This is a genomic window from Micromonospora sp. NPDC049089 (genome assembly GCF_040648775.1).
In the GTDB taxonomy this organism is placed as follows: Bacteria; Actinomycetota; Actinomycetes; order Mycobacteriales; family Micromonosporaceae; genus Micromonospora.
This window is the reverse complement of record NZ_JBEZEH010000376.1, coordinates 1-2,324: the sequence shown is the minus strand read 5'-3', so window position 1 is coordinate 2,324 and position 2,324 is coordinate 1. Positions and strand designations below refer to the sequence as shown.

Genomic DNA, 2,324 nt, shown 5'->3' with positions numbered 1-2,324 from the left:
CCCAGTTGTTAACCGGCCGGGCCGCGCGGCCCGGCCGGTGGGTCAGTCGTCCTCGGCGTCCGGGCCGGCGACCTCGACGCCGTCGCCACGCACCACGTGGATGCAGTCGCCCGGGCACTCCTTCGCGGAGTCGATCACCTCGAGTCGCAGGTGCGCGGGGACGTCGACCCGGCTCCCCGGTGCCATCCGCAGCTCACCGTCGACGCCCTTGACGTAGGCCAGGCCGTCGATGTCGAACTCGAACACCTCCGGCGCGTACTGCACGCAGAGCCCGTCGCCCGTGCAGAGGTCCTGGTCGACCCAGACCTGCAATTCGTCGGTCGCGACCTCGGCCACCTGTGCACCCCCCATGTTCTCCCGTCCCACGCTCCGACGGTACCCGAACGCCGGTAACGGCCCGTCAGGCCACCCTTGGCGATCAAGGTTCGGTGACGAGGGTGTTGCGTGGGACCGAATCGGCCTCATAGCGGCTAGTGTTAGGGCAGAACGTTCAAGCCCCCCGGGGAGGTGGGACGTGGCAGCACGTAGCGACGACGCGGACTCGCGCGCCGCACGGTGGGAGAAGGAAGCCCACGATCTCTCCACGCAGGTCGCGTTCCTGCAAGAGGAACTCGCCCTGGTGCGGCGGAAGTTGACCGAAAGCCCCCGACACGTCCGGCAGCTCGAAGAGCGGCTGGCGGCCACCCAGGCACAGTTGGCGCGGCTGACCGAGAACAACGACCGGCTGGTGAGCACCCTCAAGGAAGCTCGCACGCAGATCGTGACGCTCAAGGAGGAGATCGACCGGCTCGCGCAACCGCCGAGCGGTTACGGAGTCTTCCTGGCCAAGCACGAGGACGGCACGGTGGACGTCTTCACCGGTGGCCGCAAACTACGGGTCGCGGTCTCGCCCTCGCTCGATGTGGGTGACCTGCGGCGCGGCCAGGAGGTCCTGCTCAACGACGCGCTCAACATCGTCGACGCGTTCGGTTACGAGCGGGTTGGCGAAGTGGTGATGCTCAAGGAGATCCTGGAGGGACCGAACGGCGGGCCGGGCGACCGGGCGCTGGTGGTCTCCCACTCCGACGAGGAGCGCATCGTGCACCTCGCCGAGACGCTCATCGGCTCGGCGATCCGGGCCGGCGACTCGCTCATGATCGAGCCCCGTTCGGCGTACGCGTACGAGCGGATCCCGAAGAGCGAGGTCGAGGAGCTGGTCCTGGAGGAGGTGCCCGACGTCGACTACGGCGACATCGGTGGCCTCCAGTCGCAGATCGAGCAGATCCGCGACGCGGTGGAGTTGCCGTTCCTGCACGCGGACCTGTTCCGTGAGCACCAGCTCCGCCCACCGAAGGGCATCCTGCTCTACGGCCCACCGGGCTGTGGCAAGACGCTCATCGCCAAGGCGGTGGCCAACTCGTTGGCCAAGAAGATCGCCGAGCGGCAGGGCAAGGAGAAGCACACCAGCTTCTTCCTCAACATCAAGGGCCCGGAGCTGCTCAACAAGTACGTCGGTGAGACCGAGCGGCACATCCGGCTGATCTTCCAGCGCGCCCGGGAGAAGGCCGGCGAGGGCACGCCGGTGATCGTGTTCTTCGACGAGATGGACTCGATCTTCCGAACCCGTGGCTCCGGTGTCTCCTCGGACGTGGAGAACACCATCGTTCCGCAGCTGCTCAGCGAGATCGACGGCGTGGAGGGGCTGGAGAACGTCATCGTCATCGGCGCCTCCAACCGGGAAGACATGATCGACCCGGCGATCCTGCGCCCCGGTCGCCTCGACGTGAAGATCAAGATCGAGCGACCGGACGCCGAGGCGGCCAAGGACATCTTCTCCAAGTACATCCTCTCCGGGCTGCCCCTGCACCCGGACGACCTGGCCGAACACGGCACCGACCCCCAGGCCACCGTCGCGGCGATGATCGACGCCGTGGTGCTGCGGATGTACTCAGAAACCGAGGAGAACCGATTCCTCGAGGTCACCTACGCCAACGGTGACAAGGAAGTCCTCTACTTCAAGGACTTCAACTCCGGCGCGATGATCCAGAACATCGTCGACCGGAGCAAGAAGATGGCCATCAAGGAGTTCCTCACCTCGGGTCGCAAGGGGCTGCGCCTTCAGCACCTGCTCGACGCCTGCGTCGACGAGTTCCGCGAGAACGAAGACCTCCCCAACACCACCAACCCCGACGACTGGGCGCGCATCTCCGGCAAGAAGGGCGAGCGGATCGTCTACATCCGCACGCTCGTCTCCGGCGGCAAGGGCGCCGAGGCCGGCCGGTCCATCGAGACCGCCAGCAACACCGGCCAGTACCTCTGACCCCAGCAGCGAGGGTGCCCACCAT

Annotated in this window: 2 protein-coding genes; one reads left to right on the top strand and one right to left on the bottom strand. The window is 66.8% G+C overall.

Annotated features, from left to right (window positions below):
• Positions 1–42 precede the first annotated feature (42 nt).
• Positions 43–336, bottom strand: coding sequence for a ferredoxin (locus tag AB0B48_RS32860; protein WP_266242041.1), 294 nt, complete (start codon positions 334–336; stop codon positions 43–45).
• A gap of 178 nt (positions 337–514) precedes the next feature.
• Between AB0B48_RS32860 and arc the strand changes: the two genes are divergently transcribed.
• Complete coding sequence (gene arc / locus AB0B48_RS32855; RefSeq protein WP_030332887.1) at positions 515–2,299, top strand: proteasome ATPase; 1,785 nt, start codon at positions 515–517, stop codon at positions 2,297–2,299.
• The last annotated feature ends 25 nt before the right edge of the window (positions 2,300–2,324 follow it).